The 18,643-nt window shown below is 71.9% G+C and carries 17 protein-coding genes; 7 read left to right on the top strand and 10 right to left on the bottom strand.

Annotated features, from left to right (window positions below; all coding sequences use genetic code 11):
- Positions 1-296: 296 nt before the first annotated feature.
- Positions 297-4,139, bottom strand: a complete 3,843-nt coding sequence (locus BS75_RS01610) for a discoidin domain-containing protein (RefSeq protein WP_052069102.1) — start codon at positions 4,137-4,139, stop codon at positions 297-299.
- A gap of 441 nt (positions 4,140-4,580) precedes the next feature.
- On the opposite strand from BS75_RS01610, the gene BS75_RS01615 reads away from it, so the two are divergent.
- A complete protein-coding gene (locus BS75_RS01615; protein WP_052069103.1) occupies positions 4,581-6,008 on the top strand; it encodes a DUF2254 domain-containing protein in 1,428 nt (475 codons plus the stop codon).
- Here the strand turns inward: BS75_RS01615 and BS75_RS01620 are convergent.
- Together BS75_RS01620 and BS75_RS01625 are read right to left on the bottom strand one after the other, a co-directional pair.
- Positions 5,995-6,759, bottom strand: coding sequence for a glucose 1-dehydrogenase (locus tag BS75_RS01620; protein ID WP_034086894.1), 765 nt, complete (start codon positions 6,757-6,759; stop codon positions 5,995-5,997). The genes BS75_RS01615 and BS75_RS01620 overlap by 14 nt on opposite strands.
- Positions 6,756-7,466 (bottom strand): TetR/AcrR family transcriptional regulator, encoded by a 711-nt coding sequence (locus tag BS75_RS01625; protein WP_042440083.1) that lies wholly within the window; start codon positions 7,464-7,466, stop codon positions 6,756-6,758. Before BS75_RS01625 ends, BS75_RS01620 begins: the two co-directional genes overlap by 4 nt.
- 119 nt (positions 7,467-7,585) lie before the next feature.
- Here BS75_RS01625 and BS75_RS01630 point away from each other — a divergent pair, with 119 nt between their 5' ends.
- Together BS75_RS01630 and BS75_RS01635 are read left to right on the top strand one after the other, a co-directional pair.
- Positions 7,586-8,293: a peptidylprolyl isomerase gene (locus BS75_RS01630; RefSeq protein ID WP_042440085.1), complete on the top strand. Its 708-nt coding sequence runs from the start codon at positions 7,586-7,588 to the stop codon at positions 8,291-8,293.
- 390 nt (positions 8,294-8,683) lie between these two features.
- A complete protein-coding gene (locus tag BS75_RS01635; RefSeq protein WP_034086896.1) occupies positions 8,684-10,267 on the top strand; it encodes an FMN-binding glutamate synthase family protein in 1,584 nt (527 codons plus the stop codon).
- A gap of 355 nt (positions 10,268-10,622) precedes the next feature.
- Here the strand turns inward: BS75_RS01635 and BS75_RS01640 are convergent, their stop codons facing one another.
- Positions 10,623-10,988, bottom strand: a complete 366-nt coding sequence (locus BS75_RS01640) for a hypothetical protein (RefSeq protein WP_034086897.1) — start codon at positions 10,986-10,988, stop codon at positions 10,623-10,625.
- A 148-nt stretch (positions 10,989-11,136) separates the two neighbouring features.
- Here BS75_RS01640 and BS75_RS01645 point away from each other — a divergent pair, with 148 nt between their 5' ends.
- Genes BS75_RS01645 through BS75_RS01655 form a run of 3 tightly spaced genes read left to right on the top strand, consistent with a single transcriptional unit; the run spans position 11,137 to position 12,811 of the window.
- On the top strand, positions 11,137-11,496 hold the full coding sequence (locus tag BS75_RS01645) for a hypothetical protein (RefSeq protein ID WP_034086898.1): 360 nt from the start codon (positions 11,137-11,139) through the stop codon (positions 11,494-11,496).
- Positions 11,493-12,425 carry a hypothetical protein gene (locus BS75_RS01650; RefSeq protein WP_063771577.1) on the top strand — a complete coding sequence of 311 codons (933 nt, stop codon included), beginning with the start codon at positions 11,493-11,495 and terminating at the stop codon, positions 12,423-12,425. The genes BS75_RS01645 and BS75_RS01650 overlap by 4 nt, the downstream gene beginning before the upstream one ends.
- A complete protein-coding gene (locus BS75_RS01655; protein WP_034086899.1) occupies positions 12,422-12,811 on the top strand; it encodes a roadblock/LC7 domain-containing protein in 390 nt (129 codons plus the stop codon). Before BS75_RS01650 ends, BS75_RS01655 begins: the two co-directional genes overlap by 4 nt.
- 23 nt (positions 12,812-12,834) lie before the next feature.
- Here the strand turns inward: BS75_RS01655 and BS75_RS01660 are convergent, their stop codons facing one another.
- From BS75_RS01660 to BS75_RS01670, 3 genes are all read right to left on the bottom strand, one after another.
- The gene (locus tag BS75_RS01660) at positions 12,835-13,302 is read right to left on the bottom strand and encodes a nucleoside deaminase (protein ID WP_034086900.1); all 468 of its coding nucleotides are present in this window, start codon (positions 13,300-13,302) and stop codon (positions 12,835-12,837) included.
- 113 nt (positions 13,303-13,415) lie between these two features.
- Entirely contained in the window at positions 13,416-13,886 is a 471-nt protein-coding gene (gene cynS, locus BS75_RS01665; RefSeq protein ID WP_034086901.1) for a cyanase, read from the bottom strand.
- 119 nt (positions 13,887-14,005) lie between these two features.
- The gene (locus tag BS75_RS01670; protein WP_034092214.1) at positions 14,006-14,593 is read right to left on the bottom strand and encodes a carbonic anhydrase; all 588 of its coding nucleotides are present in this window, start codon (positions 14,591-14,593) and stop codon (positions 14,006-14,008) included.
- 123 nt (positions 14,594-14,716) lie between these two features.
- On the opposite strand from BS75_RS01670, the gene cynR reads away from it, so the two are divergent.
- Positions 14,717-15,613: a transcriptional regulator CynR gene (gene cynR / locus BS75_RS01675; protein ID WP_034086902.1), complete on the top strand. Its 897-nt coding sequence runs from the start codon at positions 14,717-14,719 to the stop codon at positions 15,611-15,613.
- A gap of 55 nt (positions 15,614-15,668) precedes the next feature.
- On the opposite strand, the gene BS75_RS01680 is transcribed toward cynR, so the two are convergent.
- From BS75_RS01680 to BS75_RS01690, 3 genes are all read right to left on the bottom strand, one after another.
- Positions 15,669-15,863 carry a ferredoxin gene (locus BS75_RS01680; RefSeq protein WP_034086903.1) on the bottom strand — a complete coding sequence of 65 codons (195 nt, stop codon included), beginning with the start codon at positions 15,861-15,863 and terminating at the stop codon, positions 15,669-15,671.
- Between the two features lie 64 nt (positions 15,864-15,927).
- The gene (locus BS75_RS01685) at positions 15,928-17,112 is read right to left on the bottom strand and encodes a cytochrome P450 (protein ID WP_034086904.1); all 1,185 of its coding nucleotides are present in this window, start codon (positions 17,110-17,112) and stop codon (positions 15,928-15,930) included.
- Positions 17,113-17,241: 129 nt separating this feature from the next.
- Positions 17,242-18,537 carry an NAD(P)/FAD-dependent oxidoreductase gene (locus BS75_RS01690; RefSeq protein WP_063771578.1) on the bottom strand — a complete coding sequence of 432 codons (1,296 nt, stop codon included), beginning with the start codon at positions 18,535-18,537 and terminating at the stop codon, positions 17,242-17,244.
- Between the last annotated feature and the right edge of the window lie 106 nt (positions 18,538-18,643).

The following is an 18,643-nucleotide window of genomic DNA, read 5'->3' on the forward strand; positions in this document are numbered from 1 at the left end:
GACCGACGTCGCCGTCCTCGGCGTCGCGGCCCGGGCGCCCGCCGCCCCTGGCCCGACGAAGGCGAAGAACGCCAGTGCGACGGCGACGGAGAGGGGAAGCACTCGGTGTACCAACTGCCTGAGACCGCTCATGGACACGCTCCTCTGATCGAATGGGTACGTATCGAGCACGAGTACGAGCGTGAGGCCAGCAACAGATATGAGTGACCGTCAGAAATGAGTTGCTTTTGGCTCGTTTCCCGCCAAGGATGCCACCACCGCCCGGGGTGCGAACCGGGGGCGGTGGTGGCAGCCGGTCAGGAGAGGACCTCGAACTCGGCGACCTGGGCGCCGTTCTGGACGCTGTTGGCGCTGAAGTCCAGCTCGACGTACCGGTCGGCGGTGCCGGCCGGCAGGGTGATGGAGACGGTGTTGCCGGTGGCGGGGTTGAAGGTGTAGGTCGCCGGGCCCACCAGGGTGGTGAAGCCGGTGCCGTTGGTGCTGCCCAGGACGGACAAGGTCTGGGTGCGGGTGTTCCAGTCGGTGGCCGGTGGCAGGTCGACCACCACCGAGGACAGCGACTGCGCGGCGCCGAGGTCGACCGTGAGGGTGGTCGGCCAGACGCCGTCGGTGCCCTCCCAGTAGCTGCTGGTGTTGCCGTCGTCGGCGTTGCCGGCCGGGTAGCCGGGGGTGCTGCTGCTGGCACTGACCGGCCGGTCCAGGGCCAGGTTGACCGGGCTGCCGCTGCTCCCGGTCCCGGACAGGGCGACGCTCAGGGGTCCGTTCGCGGCGCCGCCGACCACCACCAGGCTCGCCGAGGCCGCACCGGTCGCGGTCGGGGCGAAGGCGACCGCCACCGTGCACGAGGCGCCGGCGGCCAGGCTGCTGCCGCAGGTGTTGGTCTCGCCGAACGGTGCACCGGCACTGATCGAGGAGATCGCCGCCGCCACGGTCCCGGTGTCGGTGACCGTCACCGACTGCGCCGCCGTGGTCGAACCCACCGTCTCGCTGCCGAACGAGAGCGAGCTCGGCGACGCGCTCAGCGTCGCGGTGCCCGGGCTGCCGCCGCCGGTCCCCGGGAAGACCTCGAACTCCGACACCTGCGCCGCGCTCCACCCGGTGTTCGCGGTGAACGAGAGCTCCAGGTACTTGTCGTTCGTGCCCTGGGGCAGGCCGAACGACACCGTGTTGCCCGTCGCCGGGTTGAAGGTGTAGTTCGCGGAGGGAACCAGCGTGCTGTACGTGGTGCCGTCGGCCGAGCCGAGCACCGACAGGGTCTCGGTGCGGGTCGCCCACGCGGTGGACGGCGGCAGCGTCAGCGTCACCGAGCCCAGCGGGTACGACTGGCCCAGGTCGGCGGTCAGGGTCTGCGGATAGGCCGCCCCGTCCAGGCTCTCCCAGTACGTGCCGGTGTTCCCGTCGTTGGCGTCGCTCGCCGGGTACCCGGCGGCGGCGCTGCTCGCGGTCATCGTCCCGGCCGCCGCGAGGTCGGTGCCCGGGCCGATGCCGTTGCCGGACAGCGACACCGTGGCCGGGCTGCCGTTCGCGTTGCTGGTGACGGTCAAGGCGCCCGGAGCGGCCCCGGCCGCGGTCGGGGTGAACCCCACGGTCACGGTGCAGGATCCGTTGACGGCGACGGTGGTGCAGTCGTTGGTCTCGGTGTAGGGGCCGGTCACCGCGACGCCCGACACGGTCGCCGGTGCGGTGCCCGAGTTGCTCACCGTGACGGTCTGCGTCGGAGCGGCCGTGCCGACGACCTCGTTGGGGAAGCTCAGCGTGCCCGGGGCGGCGCTGAGCACCGGGCCCGGCGCGGTGCCGCTCCCGGAGGAGAAGGCCAGGTAGTGCAGGCTCCAGCCCGGGGCGTCCTGGTCGAGGACGAGGGTCTGCAGGCCCGCGGGCAGGGTGACGGTGTCGGAGACCGTGGCCCAGCTCTGCGGCCCGCCGGTGGCCGGGACCGCCTCCGCACCGGTGAGGGCGTTGCCTGCGGCATCGGTCAGGTGGAGGGCGTCGGAGACGCCGCTGGTCGAGGAGGTCCGGAAGTTGACGGTGTAGAGCCCGGCGGTGGCGACGTCGACGGTGTATCTGAACCACTGGCCGGCGCCCGTCCAGGCCAGGTCGTCACCGCCCCCGGTGTCCGAGCTGGCCTCCAGGTCGACCCCGTCGGGCCGGTAGCCGTCGGCCGTGCCGTTGACCGAGCCGACGGTGTAGGCCACGCCCTGGCCGCCGCTGTCGTAGTTCGCCGCCTGCACGGTTCCCGGCACTGCGGCCGCGGTGCCGCCGTAGGGGCTCTCGGCCGTGGTGTTCTGCCAGCTGTTGCCGGTGGTCGTGGCGGTGAAGCCGGTGGACTCGTTGTCGTAGGCGGTCGTTCCCGGGGCCAGGCCGGTGACCGAGTTCCCGGTGATGACAGCGTTGCCGGTGGGGGCCGGGTAGTACTGGGGGGAGATCACGACTCCGTCGCGCCACGGGTCGACCACCTGGTTGGCGGCCAGGGTGGTGTCGGTGGAGGTGGAGAAGTCGATGCCGTCGTAGACCGGGTCGACCACGGTGTTGCCGGTCACGTCGGCGTCGGTGACGGTGCCCACGTTCTGGCCGTCGCCGCCGTTGCCGATCTGCAGTGCGGGCTGGCCCTGGAAGTAGGCGTTGCCGCCGGAGCGCACGATCACGTTGCCGGAGACCGTGGCGCCGAGCAGGTCGCTGCCGTTGACCCCGAAGCGGCCGATCCCCAGGCCGATGTAGCGGGCGGTGTCGGCGATGTAGTTGTCCTCGACCACGTGTCCGCTGCCGCCGTAGACGCCGATGCCCTTGCCGCCCCACGCCCCGAGCAGGGTGTTGTGGGTCATGGTGATGTCGGACATCGCGGTGTAGTCGGTCGAGCCGTTGTAGGCCACCGAGTTGATGGCCATGGCGTCGTCCCCGGTGCCGCGGATGAAGTTGTCGGTCACCTTGATGTCACTGCCGGTGGTGCCGGTCAGCGAGACGTTGTTGATGTTGCACCCGTCGGCCCAGATCGAGGTGAAGAAGTTGCCCGCCACCGTGCCGCCGGTGCCGGAGGCCCAGAGGCTGGACTCGACGTGCTGGACCCACATGGACTCGATCGACCAGTCGCTGCCGGTGGTGTCCTCGGCCCCGCCGCCGCCGTCGACCTCGGCGCGGCTCAGCGCGTCGGAGTCGATGTGGAAGCTCTGCAGGTGGCAGGAGGTGCACTGGAACGCGGAGCCCAGCGCCACGCTGTTGGGCAGCGGGACGTCGCGGTAGATCTCGCTGTACAGGTAGCCCGCCCCCTCCACCGTCACGTTGTCCACCACGATGCTCGCGGTGCCGGTCAGGTAGAACGTGCCCTGCGGGATCCACAGGATCTCGTGGTCCGCCGCCGCCTCGTTGACGCAGTTCTGGATGTCGGCGGTGCTGTCGACCGCGCCGGGCGCGGCCGTGCCGTTGGTCGGGGTGTCGTCGGGGACCGCGCCGCAGCTGGTGATGGAGATGGAGTTCGCCGGCTGGGCGGCCGGGGCGGGCGCGTCGAACAGGTCGATCGAGTTGATCCAGTAGGACCCGGCGGTGTTGGACGAGTCCTCCTGGAGGCCGAAGGTCGCGCCCGGCGGGATCGGGGTGCCGGTGACGAAGGCGTGGAATTCGTCCCAGAAGTCGCGCGGGCTGCCGTCGGCGGGGTTCTGGTCGCTGCCGTTGTAGTTGTCGTCGCCCTCGTACTGCCAGCTCTGGATCGAGTTCAGGGCCAGGGCCTGCCGGAACACCCCGTTGACGTAGAAGTCCAGCGTGTTGGTGAGCCCTCCGCCGGTGGCGGAGTCCGGGACGGAGGCGCGCACGTTGATGAAGCTGATCGGCTGACCGGTGTCGTTGGTCCACTGAACGGACTGGCCGGTGCCGGTCAGTTGGACGTAGGCGTGGCCGGTGGCCTCCCCCTGCGGGCTGTCGTACTCGGAGGTGGGCGCCGAGGTCAGTGACACCACGCCGGCCCCGCCGCCCAGCGCGCCCTCCGGCGCCTGGTAGGTGGTGAACGGCGTGGTCGCGCCGGCCACGCTCGGCGAGGGGGTGCCCGGCGCCTGGTACGCGGTGGCGGTGGAGGGGGCAGCCGCCACCGCGGCCGACGCCGGCAGGACCGCCAGCATCAGGCCGGCGACGGCGGTGGCCGCCGCGGTGCACATGGCTAACAGCCTGCGCGGGCGGCGGCGGGAGGGGAGCGGCTGCACGGTCGGGGCAGAGTGTCTCATCGGTCTCCCTGGTTGACGTCGTGCCGAACCTCGACCGCGGCAACCGCGCTGCGGCGCCTGGAGGGGCCGGTGGGTTCGATTGGTGTGCAGAGAGTAGGACCAGGGACACATCGCCGCAATAGTTGCAGATAAGTTACTCAATATTGATGTGAGGTACTGCAAAAAACCGACAGCGACTCCCCCCGCCGGCCTGCTCGAACCGACGCGGCCGAGCACCCGGCCGGCCGGCCGGCGGGGCCGCAGTGGGTAATCCCCGCACCCGAGCCGCGGCGGGTCGGTTACCCTCAGAACCTCTGGTGAGCCGGGAAGTCTGGTCGGCGGCGCGCGACAGCCCCCGAGGGGCGGCGCGTCCGTTCGCCTGCCCCGGGAGTCCTGATGTCCTCCAGCTACCGCCTTCGCAAGCCTCGGGGCGGGTTCCGGGTCGCCGCCTGGCGGCTCGAAGCCCTGCGTACCAACCTCTGGCTGGTGCCCGCGCTGGAGTCGCTGCTCGCGACCGCGCTCTTCGCCGCCACCGTCGCCGTGGACCGGGCCGCCTACGACGGCCGGCTGACCCTGCCCACCTGGGTCCTGGCCGGAAGCGCCGACGGGGCCCGGCAGATCCTGACCACCGTGGCGGCGGCCGTGATCACCGTCGTCGGCCTGGTGTTCTCGATCACCATAGTGGCGCTGACGCTGGCCTCGACCCAGTTCGGCCCGCGGCTGCTGCGGAACTTCATCCGCGACCGCGGCACCCAGCACACCCTGGGCACCTTCGTGGCCACCTTCCTCTACACCGTTCTGGTGCTGGTCGCGGTGAGCCCGGGACCGCACGGCGACTTCGTGCCGCATCTGTCGATGACCGTCGCGCTCGCGCTGACCGTGCTCGACCTGGCCATGCTGATCTACTTCATCAACCACATCGCCAGGACCATCCAGCTGCCGGAGGTGATAGCCGCAGTGGCGGCCGACCTGGCGAAGGCGATCGTCGACCAGGGCGGCGCCGACGCCAGCGCGGTGGACGGGCGCGAGCGCGGCCTGTCCCCCGCGGAGCTGCTGGCCCGGATGGACAGCGCGGGCGCGGTGATCCCCACCCCGGCCAGCGGCTACCTGCAGTACCTGCGCCACGACCGGCTGATCCGGATCGCGCGTGAGGCCGATGCGGTGATCCACCTGCCCTACCGGCCGGGCCACTTCCTGGTCGAGGGCGCGCCGCTGGCCGTGGTCTGGCCCGCCGAGGCCGCCCCGCACGTGGCGGCGAACCTGGGCCGGGGCCAGGCCACCGGCCCCTACCGGACCCTGTCCCAGGACATCTCCTTCGGCATCGACCAGTTGGTGGAGATCGCGATCCGCGCCCTCTCCCCCGCCGTCAACGACACCTTCACCGCACTGACCTGCATCGACTGGCTCGGGGACTGCCTGTGCCGGATCACCCTGGGCTGGCACCCGCAGCGGGTGCACCGCGACCGCGACGGGTACGTGCGGGTGTTCGCCCAGCAGGTCGCCTACGACCGCCTGGTGCAGCGCGCCTTCGACAAGGTCCGCCAGGCCTCGGTCGCCATGCCCGCGGTGATGATCCGTCAACTCGACGCCCTGCACCGGGTCGCCGAGCAGACCGTGGACCCGGACCGCAGGCAGGTCCTGCTGGACCAGGCCCAGCTGATCGCCAACACCTGTGACGCCACGGTGCCGGAGCAGGCCGACCGCGACGACGTCCGGCGTCGCTTCCAGCTGCTGTTCGACCTCTGCTCGGCGGGCCCGGCCGGCGAGCTGCCGAGCGTCCGCCTCGCGCCGCTCGGCAGCGGGGCCGGTGCTACTGCCCCGTGATGTACTTCATGGTCGGGCCGGTGGTCCAGCCGCCGTCGACGGCCAGCTCGGCACCGGTGATGTAGGAAGCGGCGTCGGAGAGCAGGAAGACCACGGCCGACGCGATCTCCGGGGCCTCGCCGACGCGCCCCATCGGCGTGTTCGGGTAGTTGCCCTCCCCTTGCCGGATGCCGGTCACGGCGGTCATCGGGGTGTAGGTCATGCCGGGGTGCACCGAGTTCACCCGGATCCGGTCGGTGCCCAGTTCGACGGACCCGATCTTGCTCAGCCCGCGCACCCCCCACTTCGAGGCGCCGTAGCTGCCGGTGAAGGCCATGCCCATCAGCCCGGCCGCGGAGGAGATGTTCACGATCGAGCCGCCGCCGGCCTCCTTGAGGGCCGGTATCACGGACTTCATGCCGATGAACACGCCCACCAGGTTGACCTCCAGCACCCGGCGGAAGTGCTCGACGGACTCCGCCTCCAGCAGGCTGCCCGTGGAGATCCCGGCATTGTTGACCAGGCCGTCGAGGCGGCCGAACTCCGCGACGGCGAACCCGACCACCCGGTTCCAGTCCTCCTCGGAGGTGACGTCCAGCCGCGCGAAGCGGCCGGCCTCGCCGAGCTCCGCGACCAGCGCGGCGCCGTCCTCCTCCAGTACGTCGGCCACCACGACGCGGGCCCCGGCGGCCACGGCCTGGCGCGCGGCCTCCGCGCCCAGCCCGCGCGCGCCGCCGGTGATGATGACGACCTTGTTCCCAAGGGTGCTCATGTGGTGCTCCTCGTGCTGTTGGGGTGTAGCGGGTCCGGCGTTCGGGAACGCGTCGGCGGCGGGGGCGCCTGCAGCAGGGCGACGCTCACATTCGCCAGGTCCGCCAGGAACAGCGGCTCGTCGGTGAGCGGGGGGAGCTGCTCCTGGTACTGCTGGGCGCGGTCGGCCAGCATGTGGCCCACCAGGGTCAGCACCTGCTCGACCCGCTCCAGGCGCAGCGGCTCGGCCAACCCGGACCGGTCGGCCAGCCGGGACTCGATCGCGGTGACGAGCTCCCAGACCCGGGTGCCCGCCAGCAGCGGGTGGGGGGTGCGGGTGCGCAGGCCGCTGGTGTGGGTCCGCTGGGCCACGATCCGCAGGCCGTACCGGCCGCGCTCGGTGGCCAGCTCCCGGCCCTCGACCGCGACCAGCAGTCCGACCAGCTCGGCCAGTCCGAGTGGGCTCGGGCCGTCCGGCTCCGGGCGGCCGAGCTCGTCGAGCAGCCCGCGCAGGGTCGCCTCGGTGCGGGCCTGGCGGTCCTTCAGGATGGTGTCCAGCAGCGCCTGGCGGGAGCCGAAGTGGTACTGGATCGCCGACGGGTTGGACTGGCCGGCCAGCCTGGTGATGTCCCGGGTCTGGGTGCCGTCCACACCGAGCGTGGCGAACAGCTGCTCGGCCGCGCGGATCAGCTTCTCCCGGGTGTCACCCTCGTTCTGCTTGCGTGCCATGCCCACATATTAATACTGGGCATTATTAACCACAAGCGACCGAGGGACGCTTGGCGGGCCGTCGGCCGGGGAATGGCATCGGGGTCATGACAATCGGTGGATGGTGCGGAGGTCTTTCGATGGCGTTCGGAAAATGGGTTTCCCTCGCGGCGGCGGCATCGCTGGTACTGGGCCTGGCAGGAGCGGCGCAGGCCAGCAGCATCGGCCCGCACGGCAGCAAGGCGGCCCGGACGGTCAGGGTCTCGGCGGCGGCGCCCACCGGATGCGGCTTCGTCGCCTCGGTGCCCGCCGACCGGTTCAAGGGCGTCCCGGTGTTCAACGCGGCCGAGGCCGCCAAGCCCTACACCGTGAAGCTGCACACGGACCAGGGGCTGATCGCCTTCCAGGCGCTGACCGCCGCCGCCCCGTGCACGACCTTCTCCTTCAAGTTCCTGGCGTCGCAGCAGTACTTCAACCGCACCCACTGCCACCGGCTCACCACCCAGGGCATCTTCGTCCTGCAGTGCGGAGACCCCACCGGCACCGGCAGCGGCGGCCCCGGCTACTCGTTCAACGACGAGAACCTGACCGGTGCGACCTACCCGGCCGGCACGGTGGCGATGGCCAACGCCGGCCCCAACACCAATGGCAGCCAGTTCTTCTTCGTCTGGAAGGACACCACGCTGCCGCCCGACTACACCCCCTTCGGCCGGGTGACCCAGGGCATGGCCGTGCTGGAGAAGATAGCCGCGGCCGGTGACGACTCCCAGAACGGCCCGGGCGACGGCTTCCCGACCCTGCCGGTGGACATCAGCAGCGTGACCGTCAACAGCGCCGGCAGCCGGTAGCCCTCCACGGAGCCCGGCCCTCGTGTTTCCATGGTGGAAGCTCCGGAGTTCCCACCATGGAAACCAATGGGTCGATCAGCGTGGCCGAGGCATCCGCCGCACCGACCTCGGCGAAACGGCGCCAGGTGCGCGTGGTAGCCCGGTGCGGCGGAGCCATCGGCCGGATCGAAATCGATGCCGCCGGCCCCGGACTCATATCCCACCGCCCGCCCGGGAGTTATCGCACTTCACGAGGGCCTTTGTGCCCACGAATTCGGAAACGGTTCACGGACCCGACCGCTCCCCGTCGCCGGGCGGGCGTCGCACCTCCGGACCTGCGGGTGACGCTGTGTCGGAGCTCCCAGCTCGGGGAGATTGAGCCGGAGGACGGCGCGACGGTACGCTCCGCGAATGATCAGAACTGCAGTAATCGCCTTCATCGGGGCGCTCGCGGTCGGCTCCGCCGCCGCGGCCCTGGCCGTGTCCCCCTGGTGGTGGCTGGCCGCCGCCCTGCTCGCGGCAGTGGCAGGGCTCGGAACCTACGATCTCCTGCAGAAGCGGCACTCCATCCTCCGCAATTATCCGGTGCTCGGGCATATACGCTTCATGCTGGAGTCGATCCGACCCGAATTGCAGCAGTATTTCATTGAGCGCAATTTCGACGGGCGTCCCTTCGACCGGGATGTGCGCAGCCTCGTCTACCAGCGGGCCAAGGGGGAAGAGGCGGAGCTCGCCTTCGGTACCGAGCGGAACGTCTATGAAGAGGGCTACGAGTACTTCGAGGCGTCGATGCGGCCGCAGCCGGTGGCGGCCGAGCAGCCCCGGGTCCGCATCGGTGGACCGGACTGCACCAAGCCCTACGACATGGCGCTGCTCAACGTCTCGGCGATGAGCTTCGGCTCGCTGTCCGCCAACGCCATTCTCGCGCTCAACCGCGGCGCCGCCCTCGGCGGCTTCGCCCACGACACCGGCGAGGGCGGCCTCTCCGAGTACCACCTGCGCCACGGCGGCGACCTGGTCTGGGAGATCGGCACCGGATACTTCGGCTGCCGCACCGACGACGGCCGCTTCGACCGGGACCGGTTCGCCGAGAAGGCCGCGCACGACAGCGTGAAGTGCGTGTCGCTGAAGCTCTCGCAGGGCGCCAAGCCCGGCATCGGCGGCGTGCTGCCCGGTGAGAAGGTCACCGCCGAGATAGCCCGGGTGCGCGAGGTGCCCCAGGGCAAGACCGTGATCTCGCCCCCGTACCACCAGGTCTTCAGCACGCCCAGGGAACTGGTCCGGTTCATCGCCGAAATGCGCGAACTGTCCGGCGGCAAGCCGGTCGGCTTCAAGCTGTGCGTCGGCTCCCGGCGGGAGTTCCTGGCGGTGTGCAAGGCGATGATCGAGGAGAACACCACCCCGGACTTCATCATCGTCGACGGCTCGGAGGGCGGCACCGGAGCCGCTCCGCTGGAGTTCGCCGACCACCTCGGCAGCCCGCTCACCGAGGGGCTGACCACCGTCCACAACGCCCTGGTCGGCACCGGCCTGCGGGACCGGATCAAGATCGGCGCCAGTGGCAAGGTGGCCACCGGGGCCGACATCGTCAAGCGGATGGTGCAGGGCGCCGACTTCACCAACTCGGCCCGCGCGATGATGTTCGCCATCGGCTGCATCCAGGCGCAGAGCTGCCACACCAACACCTGCCCGGTCGGCGTGGCCACCCAGGACCAGCGCCGTGCCCGCGCGCTGAACGTCGACGACAAGTCGTCCCGGGTCCACCACTTCCAGTCCGGCACGGTGAAGAGCGCCCAGCAGATCATCGCCTCGCTGGGGGTGAACAGCCCTGCCGAGCTGCGCCCGGCCATGCTCCGCCGCCGCGTGGACCCGGTCACCGTGCAGTCCTACGCCGACCTCTACGAGTGGCTGACCCCCGGCCAGTTGCTGATCGAGCCGCCCGAGTCCTGGGCCGCGGACTGGAAGGCCGCCGACCCCGAGCGGTTCTCGGTCTGACCCCCTGCCGGTCCGGCGTCGACAGCGGCGCGAGGGTGCGCAGCGAGCAGTGCTGCTCGCTGCGCACGGCGGCCCCTCACCCGGGTCGCACCGCGAACGCCGAACGCGTGTTCAAGCAGTATCCGGCCGTAGCTTCCGGGGCCGTGACGGTGCGTCGTCGAATGGTCACGCAATTGCCCGGCGGGTCGCCGCGAATGGACAGCGGTCACCCCGGCGCCGCATTCACCGGAGCATCGGCGCCCGTCATCGGTTCGTCGTGGACGGCGATATCCCGGCGCCATTCCCCCGGCAATGGCAGGTTCATGGCGTCGGGCCTGCGGAATGAATGCGGGGGTGCGCGTCGGTCGGGCGCGGCTCAGAGTTCGAGGCCGGCCTCGATGCCCTTCAGGGCGTGCCGGGCGAGGGCCAGGTTGCCCCGGGAACGGTCGAGCGCGAGGTAGAGGAAGAGCGAACTCTGACTGCGGCCCAGCGGGCGGATCAGGTGGTACTGGGTGCCGAGCGTGATCAGGATGTCCTCGATGACGTCGTCTATCGCCAGTGTGGCCAGGGCGCGCAGCTTCGCCCGGACGACCTCGGTGTTGCCCGCCGCGGCGACCTCCAGGTCGAGGTGCTGCCCCCCGCCGAGGAATCCCAGCGCCATGCCGCTCTCGTAGTCGACGACGGCCACCCCGAGGGCGCCGTCGATGGCCATCGCTTCCTGGAGCGCGGACTGAATGTTCATGTGCTGTACTTCCTTCGAATGACTTCCCCGGCCGGAATCCCGCCGCGTGCACGGACAAAGTAGCAAACAGGCCGTCAACCACCGCCATGCGCGATCAATCTCCGCAATCAAGTAGGCTCGCTGACGTCAGGAAAGGAAAAGGACCCCGGTGCGCACACTCGACACTTCCCTCTCCGACGTACTCGCTTCGCCGGGGACGATCGGTGTCCTCCTCGTCGACGCCGTCAGCGGCCTCACCTATGCCGCCGCCGGCGACCGCACGGCGGTCGGCTCCGGCGAGGCGCTCTCCGAGCTTGCCGAACTGGTCGCCGACGGGCTGCACCAGGCAGGCGCGGACGGAGAGTTGGAGAGCATCGTGGTCACCGGTCGGCGACGGCACCACATCGTCCAGGTGGTTCCCCGGCAGGGGGACCCGCTACTGCTGGCCGTCGTGGTCGACCGCGAGCGGACCAACCTGGCACTCGCGATGCGCGAGACCGCGACCCACGCAGAGAACCTGCTCGCATGACCGAGGGCTCCGTGCCGCGCGCGGCACGCAACGTACCCGCGCTCCTGCTGACACTGCGCCAGGAGGGGTTCAGCGGGCTGGTCACCGTCTCCGGCTCGCCCGGCGGCACCATCCACCTGGAGCGCGGACTGGTCACCGCGATCGACTCCCCCGGCACTCCGAGCGCCGAGACCCTGCTGCTGCGGTCCCGACGGATCAGCGAGGCGGACTGGAGCGCCGCCGCCACGGTCGGCGCCGCCGACGGGCGGCTCGACCGGGCGCTGATCGCCGCAGGGGTCGTCAGCGCGGCCGAGCTGGAGATCGTCTGCCTGGCCGCCGCCTTCGACGGCGCCTTCGCCATGTCCCTCAGCCCGCCCGGGAGCCGGGAGGTGACGGCCTCGGCCGCGGCGCCGCAACTGCCGGTGCGTCCAGGGCTCGAACCGCAGCTGCTGTTCGACGAGACCGCGCGCAGGCGCGCGCTGCTGACCAGGCTCTGGGGACCGCCCGGCGAACTGGCCCGCACCCGGTTCCACTGCTCCCCGGAGGCCGGGGGCGGTGCGCTGCGGATGCCGCGCCGGTACCGGGACCTCCTGGCAGCCGCCACCGGCAGGAACACCCCACGGGACATCGGGTTCGGGCTGGGGCGCGGCCTGTTCGCGGTGATGCTCGACCTGGCCGGGATGGACGCCCGCCGACTGCTCGTCCCGGAGGCGGCGCGCTCCGGCGACGCGGCGCCGAGCGTCGCGCCGCGCACTCCCCCGACCGGCGCACCGGCCCCCGTCGCCGGTCCGCTGCCGCGCCGCACCCCCGGTCGGCCCGCCCCGGGCGCCCGGGCGGCGACCACGCTCCGGGGGACCACGCTCCGGGGGACACGCCCCATCACCCTCCCGGCCGTGAACACGGCCGACGAACCACCTGTCGCACACCGCACGGAGAAGAGCCGACCATGAGCAGCCAGACGTCGTCCGCATCGCTTGTCGATGAGCTGAAGTCGCTACGCGAACGGATCATGGGCCTCTCCGAGAGCGTCATCTCCACGACCGACGGCCTCCTGGTCGCCGCCGACACGGCAACGGTCCACCCCGAGTCCGTCGCCGCCCTGTCGGCCGCCATGCTCGGCCTGGGCCAGCGCACCGCCGCCGAGGTCGGCGTCGGCGGCCTGCGGGACGTGGTCACCCGTTGCAGCGGCGGCTACGTCGTCGTCCTGGCCATCGGCGGGCAGGCCCTGCTGATGATCCTGGGCGACGAGGGACTCGACATCGCCGCCCTGCACCGCGAGTCGCCCGCCACCGTCCACCGGCTGGCGCACCTGCTGGGCATCGCCCTGCCGGCCTAGGGGTGTCGGCGGCGCAGCGGCGATCATGCGCCGTTGCGCTCCTGCCAGAACCGGTAGACCTCGACCGCGTCCGCCCGGGCCCGGTGCCGCATCGGCAGTCGGCGCTCGTCCCAGTTCTTGGCGAACTCGCCGTAGAAGGTGTCCAGTTCGAAGTACTTGCGGTCGTCCACGTAGTACGGCTCGTAGGCGTCGCGGGTGGTGAGGAAGACGACCTCGTCCGGGGAGCAGTAGTACAGCGAGCCCAGGCACATGGGACAGGGGTGGGCCAGCACGTGGATGGTGGTGCCGGTCAGGTGCTCGGTGCCCAGCTTCACGCAGGCCTCGCGGATCGCGAGGATCTCGGCGTGGGCGGTCGGGTCGCCGGTCTGGGCGACCAGGTTCGGGCTCTCCGCGAGGATCCCGCCGTCCTTGACGATGACGGTCGCGAACGGTCGGCCGCCCTCGGCGACGTTCTGGCGGGCGAGGTCGATGGTGCGCTGCGCGAAGTCCATGGCGGGGGTCCCTTGCTGGAGAGGTGCTGGAGACGTGCTGGAGAAGTGCCGAGGCGGTGCGGGCGGGCGCGGGGCCGGGCCCCGCGCACCGCCGCCGATCGATCAGGGGTGGGTCAGAACGGCTTGGTCGGCAGGTACTTGCCGTCCAGGGTGATGACCGCGCGCTCGCCGCCCTCGGGGTCGGCGACCTTCTTCACGTCGAGCTTGAAGTTGATCGCGGAGATGATGCCGTCGCCGAACTCCTCGTGGACCAGGGCCTTGAGGGTGGTGCCGTAGACCTGGACCATCTCGTAGAAGCGGTAGATGGTCGGGTCGGTGGGGATCCCGCCGGGGATCGAGCCACGGACCGGGATGGTCTGCAGCAGCACCGCGTCGTCGCCGTCCAGGCCCAGCAGCTCGCTGACGGCCTCGGCCGAGGCCTTGGGCAGCGGGTGCTGGCCGAGCACGGCGGCGGTGACGAAGGCGACCGACAGGCCGCCGGCCTCGGCGATCTCCCGCCAGGACAGGTCCTTGCGGACCTTTGCCTCGACCGCCCTGACGGCCAGGGCCTCGCGGGCGGTGTTGTCGAACTGGGCGTGCACCATGAGGTGGTGTCCTTTCGCAGAGTGCCGGTCCGAGGGCCGGAGCGGCGGGAATCGGGCGTCCCGGGACGGGTGTCCCGCGACGGGTGGTCCGGGATCGGGCGTGGGCGCCGAGCCTGGGGTCAGGCTGCCAGAGCCGGGGCGCCGGAGGCGGCAAGGTCGACGACCGCGCCGGTGGGGATGGAGTAGACCCAGCCGTGCAGGGTGACCCTGCCATCGGCCAGTGCGCGGGCCACCGAGGGGTGGGTGGCCAGATTGGCCAGCTGCGCGAGGACGTTGCCCCGCACCAGTGCGTCCACCCCGGTGCCGGCGGCGCGGGCCACGGAGGCGTCCGCGTGGCGCAGCCAGTCGGCGACGGTCGGCACGGCGCTCAGGTCGTGCCCCTCGGCCAGGGCGGTCATCGCCCCGCAGGCCGAGTGGCCGCAGACGACCACGTCGGTGACGCCGAGGACGGCGACCGCGTACTCGACGCTGGCCGCCACCCCGTCGGCGCCGGGGGTGTAGGCCGGGACGAGGTTGCCGGCGGTGCGGATGACGAACAGCTCGCCCGGCTCGCTGCCGGTGATCAGCTCCGGCACCACGCGGGCGTCCGAGCAGCTGATGAACAGCGTCGTCGGCGTGTGGTCGGTCGCCAGGCGGGCGAAGAGCTCCGCCTTGGCCGGGAAGACGTCTCGACGGAAACGCGCGACGCCTTCGGAGAGGTTCTGCACGGTCACTCCCTTCGGTGGCTGCCGGTCCTTGGGGCCGACCAGATCCACCATGCATGACCTGTGGCTATAGTGTCCAAGACCTGTTGTCGATGGTTGCCAGTGATGTCATCTATGGTTGGTCCCATGGCCCTGGAACTGCGTCATCTGCGCTATCTGCTCGCCGTCGCCGAACACGGCAATTTCACCCGCGCCGCCCAGGAGCTGCGGATCTCCCAGCCCACCCTGTCCCAGCAGATCAAGCAGTTGGAGCGGACCGTCGGCGTCCAGCTCCTGGACCGGACCGGCCGCTCCGTCCGCCCCACCGACGCCGGCACCGCCTACCTCCACCACGCCCGGCGGGCCATCCGCGACCTCGCGGCCGCCGACCGTGCCGTCCACGACCTCCAGGACCTCTCCCACGGCCACCTGCGCCTGGCGTTCACCCCGACGTTCACCGCGTACCTGATCGGCCCGCTCGCCGCCGAGCTCCACGCCCGCCACCCCGGCATCACCCTGGACGCCAGGGAGCTGAACCAGGACCGGATGGAGTCGGCGCTACTGGCCGACGAGCTCGACCTCGGCATCGCCTTCCGCGGTCCCCACCTGCCCGGCATCACCGGGACCGACCTGTTCACCGAGACCCTCGGCCTCGTCGTCGGCCCCCGCCACCCCCGGGCCGGCCGCAGCGAACCGCTCCCGGTGACCGACCTCGACGGTCAGCCCCTCGCACTGCTCAGCGGCGACTTCGCCACCCGCGGCCACATCGACGCCCACTTCGCCCGCCACCGCACGACGCCGACCGTCGCGGTGGAGGCCAACTCCATCACCGCCCTGACCGAGATCGTCCGGCGCACCCCGCTGGCCACGGTCCTCCCGGACGCCATCACCCACGACCAGCCGCAGCTCCACCCCGTCCCGCTGACCCCCGCCCTGCCCTCCCGCACGGTCACCCTGCTCCGCCGCGAAGCCGCCTACCGGAGCGCTGCGGCAAGGGCGTTCACCAGCCTCACCCGTGACTGCGCCCGGGCACTGGCGCGCTGACGGCCCGGCAACCGCCGCGGGCGGCGGCAGCCGGGCCGGGGGCCGACCGGACTGGTCAGTCGGTGAGTTGGATCGCGAGGGCCGGACAGACCATCGCGGAGCGGCGCACGTCCTGGTCGAGGTCGCGCGGGGGCTCCGGGTCCAGCAGCACCACGATCCCGTCCTCGTCGCGCTGGTCGAAGACGTCGGGCGCGGCCAGGACGCACTGGCCCGAACCGACGCACTTGTCCTGGTCGATGGTCACTCGCATGGGCGTTCTCCTCACTTGTGCCGGGTGGTTGTCGAGCGTGGCTGGTGCGGCGGCGCCGGTCGGATCACCAGGTGACGGGCAACTCGTAGACGCCGTAGACGAGTCCGTCGTGCTTGAAGCGCACCTGGTCGAGGTCGGTGGCCAGCCGGAGGCCGGGGATCCGGCGGTGGAGCGTGCTGAGGACCACCTGGAGCTCGACCCGCGCGAGCGGCTGGCCCAGGCACTGGTGGGGGCCGAAGCCGAAGGCCACGTGGTGCCGGGCCTCGCGGGTGATGTCCAGGCGGTCGGGGTCGGGGAAGGCCTCCCCGTCGCGGTTGCCGACGTCGTTCGCCAGGATGATGCCCTCGCCGGCCCGGATGGTCCGGCCGCCGACGAGGATGTCCTCCGCCGCGACCCGGCGGCGTCCGGAGTGGGTGATGGTGAGGTAGCGCAGGAGCTCCTCGACCGCCCCGGCCACCAGGCGCGGGTCGTCGGTCGTCCGCAACTCCGCCAGCTGCTCCGGGTGCTGGAGCAGCGCGGCGGTCCCGAGCGCGATCATGTTGGCGGTGGTCTCGTGGCCGGCGATGAGCAGCAGCACACTGGTGACCGCCAGGTCGTGCCGGGTCAGCGCACCGGTGGCGACCTGCTCCAGGGCGAGCCTGGACAGCAGGTCGTCGGCCGATTCGGCGAGCTTCCGCGCGATCAGCTCGTCCAGGTAGTCCGCCAGGGCGAGTTGCGCCTGCACCGAGGCCTCGGGGCTCTGGTCACGGTTGACCAGGACGCTGCTGTGCCGCTGGAAGAACGCGTGGTCCTCGTAGGGCACGCCGAGCAGTTCGCAGATCACCATGGACGGCACCGGCAGCGCGAAGGCCTGGACCAGGTCCACCGGCCGGGGCCCCGCCAGCATGGCGTCGACCAGGTCGTCGACGATCCGCTGGATCGCCGGGCGCATCGCCTCCACCCGCTTGATGGCGAAGGGACCGGTCACCATCCGGCGCAGCCTGGCGTGTTCGGGGTCGTCCATGCTGATGAAGGTCCTGGCCTGCTCGCGCCGGGCGCGGGTGGCCTCGGTGGGGTGGGGGTAGGCGGCCAGTCCGGTGTCGGCGCTCACCCGGGGGTCGACCAGCAGGGCGCGCTGGTCGTCGTAGCCGGTGATCAGCCAGGGGGTGCTGCCGTCCCAGAGCCGCACCCGCGTCGGCGGCTCCTGCCGGTCGCGCAGCCGGCGCAGCTCCGGCGGCGGGTCGAAGGGGCAGCGGGCGTCGCGCGCCATGGGGTAGGCCGGCGGGGTGGCGCCCCGGGGGCCGTGGTGTCCGGGTCGATCTGGGTGGAGGTCTCGGTCATCGTCCTGTCCTGTCCCGTCTCGTCTGCTTCGGTGGGGTACGGCTCTCGGGTGCACGGCCTACGGCTGCGCGGCGGCGCCGGGCTCGCCGGCATCGGGCTCGCCGGCATCGGGGCCACCGGCATCGGGCCCGCCGGCGCCGACGGCCTCGTCCCAGGGGGCCCGCCGGGCCACCAGCGCGCGGTGGTTCCGGGTCTGTCTGGGCAGGTTGACGCCGATGACGCCGCCCACCCGGCCGTCCGCCCGGCACAGGGCGACCAACCGGCCCGCCTCGGTACTGCCTTCGACCACGCGGACCTCGTCCGCGCCCCTGGTCCGGCCGTAGATCTGGACCCGCAGGCCGTACAGGTCGGACCAGACGTACGGGACGGGGTCGAAGACCTCGGCGCCGCCGGGCGGGGCGAGGATGTTGCGCGCGACCGCGAGCCCCTGCTCGGCGGCGTTGGTGCGGTGCTCGATCCGGGTCGGCAGTCCCGTGCGCGGGTGGGTCCAGCGGGCCACGTCACCGGCGGCCCACACCCCCGGTCCGGCGCACAGGGTGGCGTCGCAGCGCACGCCGTCGTCGACGGTGAGGCCGCTGCCGACCAGCCAGTCCACGGCCGGGCCGGCGCCGACGGCGAGCAGCACCGTGTCCGCGGGCAGCGAGGTGCCGTCCTGGAGCTCCACCCCGCAGGTCCGCCCCTCCTCGACCAGGACCCGGCGGGCCCGGACCCCGGTGTGCAGCCGCACGCCGTGCTCGCGGTGCGTGCGGGCCAGGAAGGCGCCGATCTCCTCGCCGACGGCATCGGACAGGGGGATCCGGGTGGCCGAGACCAGGGCCACGTCGACGCCCAGCCCGGCGGCGACCGCGGCGACCTCGTTGCCGATGAAGCCGGAGCCGACGATCACCAGCCGGCGGGTCCGCCGCAGTGTTCGCCGCAGGGCGAGGGCGTCGCCGAGGGTGCGCAGGGTGTGGGTCCCCGGTGCCGGGGCGGCTCCGGGGGACGTCCCCGGGAGCAGCCGCGGGGTCGATCCGGTGGCGATCACCAGGGCGCGGTAGCGCAGCCGTTCGCCGGTGGCCAGCCGCACCTCACGACGGCCGGTGTGCAGCGCGGTCGCCGGCCGGCCGAGCCTGAGGTCCAGCTCCAGGGCGGCCAGCGCCGCGCGGCTCCGCAGCTCCAACCGGTCGGGCTCCCAGTCCCCCTGGAGCAGTTGCTTGGACAGCGGGGGTCGGTCGTACGGAAGCTGGTCCTCGGCTCCCACCAGGGTCAGCGGTCCGTCGAAGCCGTGCGCGCGCAGCCCCTCCGCCGCACTCAGACCGGCCGCTGACGCGCCGACGACCACGATGCGGTCGGGTAAGTCGGACACCGGGCCCATCCATCTCTCCCTCCGAGCGGGCTCGCCGAGCAGTCGGCGGCAACCGGCATGACAGAGTCGGCATTTGGTTGGCAAAGCCATCCAAAGGCCTGGCGCCACCCTACTC

The sequence above is a fragment of the Streptacidiphilus albus JL83 genome (assembly GCF_000744705.1).
GTDB classification, from domain to species: Bacteria; Actinomycetota; Actinomycetes; order Streptomycetales; family Streptomycetaceae; genus Streptacidiphilus; species Streptacidiphilus albus.